The organism is Streptomyces sp. NPDC001980 (assembly GCF_040296885.1).
GTDB lineage: Bacteria > Actinomycetota > Actinomycetes > Streptomycetales > Streptomycetaceae > Streptomyces.
On the sequence record NZ_JBEOYD010000107.1, the window covers coordinates 1 to 2,541 of the forward strand.

A 2,541-nucleotide genomic window follows, 5' to 3' on the forward strand; every position below is an offset into this window, starting at 1 on the left:
GGTCAGTGCCGGCGGTGTCGTGGGCGGCGTAGTCCTGCAGTTCGCCCCAGTAGGTGAACAGGACCAGTTCGGGGTGGGCGGTGTGGTGGCCGTCCTTCAGGTCGCGGGCCGCAAGGGCCACGGCGCGCAGGCTTGCCCCTCCTCCGGCCAGAGCTACTCGGCGCCCGGCGTGGCCGATGGCGGGGTCGGCAGAGTGGCAGAAGCGGGTCACGATGCGCAGGGCGGTGCAGGGCAGGGCTTGCGGGGAGAGGTCGCAGTCGCCGATGCGGACGGCCCCATGAGGAGATTGCGCCCGAGCTGCGCGATCCACTCCGCCGTCGGGTGTGCGGTGGCGCCCAGGATCCGCACCCGCCGCGGTAGGGCCGCTGGGCTTTCAGCGGTCGCAGGTGACGTGGAGGCGGGCCCAGGCGTTGTTGGCGTACCCCTTGGGGTTCCAGACTGTGGCCGGCGATTCGGGCTGCACGCCCGCGGCGGAGTCCCAGGCACGGGCGAGGACTTCCGTCTCGCCCGCGGGGAGGGTGAGCGTGGCGCGCCAGTGCTGCCACGTCCACAGGTTGTCCGGTGCGTCCAGATCGGCGTGAACCCACGTGGTGCCACCGTCGGCGGACACGTCCACGCGCGTCACCGTTCGATCGTCGCCGGCGAAGGCGAAGCCGGTGACCTCGGTAGGCCCGGACGGTAGCTGGGCGCCCTTGCCGGGCCGCACGATGGCACTGTGAATGACGACCGGCCCGAGAGTGATGCCGTCGCCTGGTCCTGCCTTGTGGGGGTCGGCCTCGGGAGGCAGGAGGCTGTATTCCCACTGGAAGTAGTTGTCGGACGGTTCGGTCTGTGCGGAGATGCGCTGGAGCCATTTGACGCTGCGGGCACCGATGAAGCCCGGGACGACGACGCGCAGCGGGGCGCCGTGCGCGACGGGAAGAGCCTGATCGTTCATCGCCCAGGCCAGGAGCACCTCGCCGGAGGTGGCCTTCGCCGCCGGTATGGAGGCGCCGAAGGGCTGTGGCGGGTCGGCGTCCTGTGACACGTCGGCGCCGGTGAAGGCGATGTGGGCCGCTTCGGCCTGCAGCCCTGCCTCGGCCAGCACATCCGCCAGGCTCACCCCGATCCACCATGCCGTGGAGATAGCTCCGGGGCCCCAGGGGACCTGGCCGGGTATGTCGCGGAACTCCATGAGGTCGGCGCGGCGGTTGCCCGCGCACTGCAAAGTGGCGAGCACCTTCCGTTCGGGGAAGCGGTACCGCAGTTCGTCCAGCGACAACTCCAGGGGGCGGTCGACCATGCCGTCCACCCGCAGCCGCCAGCTCGCCCCGCCCACGCGGGGAATCGGGGCATGGTTGCGGCTATAGAAGGTGTCCAGAGGGGTGACCGGGTCCACGAGCGCACCAGGAGGTGGTTCAGCGTTGTAGGGCTCGGTCTGGTGCACGATCATATCGTCTCGTTTATCCCATATGCCCATAACGCTACTATGCTCGAAGTCCTCCCAAGCGGCACTTCGATCCCGCCCGGTTTCGGCGACAGCGACAGAACGGGCATCGCTGCGGCCTGCAGTAGGAGAGCGAGTCATGGGCAAGGAACGACCCGGGGATGACACAGACCCATCCCACACCCGAGATCATCTGGCGAACGAGCGTACCTACCTCGCATGGTTGCGCACATCCGCGAACGTGATGGCGCTGGGGCTGGCCGTGGCCAAGTTCGTCGAGGGCAGCCGTATCCGTTCACTGGCCGCAGGTGCTCTGCTGATGGCTGTCGGAGCAACTGGGCTGGCTTACTCCGCAGTGCGCTATCGGAACGCCGCAGCCGATATCAGGCACGAACGACTTCGCGCCGCCGGCCGAACCGGAGGACCACTGGCCGCAGGCGCCGTACTGACCGTCGCACTCGCTGCCGCCCTATTGCTGCTCTGGTGACGCCAGTACGGCCAGAACGAATGACGGCCCGCGGATGTCCTCAGGGCCTACCCCTCACTGGCAACATAGGTCGAGCCAGGCATACTAGATGATTCACCGAGCCCCGACCCACCGGCGGGTTCGGGAATAGCGGTTGCGGGCCTGCTGGATCAGACAACGCACGGTGACGAACACGGCGGCGAGGTAGAGGTAGAACTCGACGGTCTGGGTCGTCCGCTGGAAGCAACGCCGGAGCTCGCCGTACCCGTTCATCCAGGAATGCGTGCGTTCGACCACCCAGCGACGCCCGACCTGGATGGGAGCCTTCACGCCCTTGACAGCGATCTCGCCGACAAGTCCGTGCTTCTCCAGCACCTGCGCGCACGGCTTGCCGTTGTACGCGGAGTCCAGGTGGAAGGTGGGATTCTCCGGCAGAACAGACCCGACCTGGTCGTTCACCGATTCCCAGGTGGGCTCGAGCAGTTTGGGCTCATGCCGGTTCGCGCCGGCAGCCGCCAGGCCGACCGGCACCCCCTCGCCGTCGGTGGCGACCGAACGCTTCAGGCCCTGCTTGCGACGGTCGACAGGCGAGGGAGCGGCTGCCTCACCGTCGCACGGCGCCTTGGTGATGCCCGCATCGGCGGACAGA

Annotated in this window: 3 protein-coding genes and 1 pseudogene; 1 reads left to right on the forward strand and 3 read right to left on the reverse strand. The window is 68.4% G+C overall.

The genetic code is table 11. The features are described from left to right. Both ABT137_RS50900 and ABT137_RS50905 read right to left on the reverse strand, forming a co-directional pair. Positions 1-169, reverse strand: a pseudogene (locus tag ABT137_RS50900) (DNA helicase); the annotation flags it as partial. 204 nt (positions 170-373) lie between these two features. Further along, complete coding sequence (locus ABT137_RS50905) at positions 374-1,432, reverse strand: sulfite oxidase (protein ID WP_351720877.1); 1,059 nt, start codon at positions 1,430-1,432, stop codon at positions 374-376. 133 nt (positions 1,433-1,565) lie between these two features. Between ABT137_RS50905 and ABT137_RS50910 the strand changes: the two genes are divergently transcribed. Continuing rightward, entirely contained in the window at positions 1,566-1,913 is a 348-nt protein-coding gene (locus ABT137_RS50910; RefSeq protein ID WP_351720878.1) for a YidH family protein, read from the forward strand. Between the two features lie 93 nt (positions 1,914-2,006). Here the strand turns inward: ABT137_RS50910 and ABT137_RS50915 are convergent. Beyond that, positions 2,007-2,541, reverse strand: a 535-nt coding sequence (locus tag ABT137_RS50915) for a transposase (protein WP_351720880.1), incomplete at its 5' end; no start/stop codon positions are given.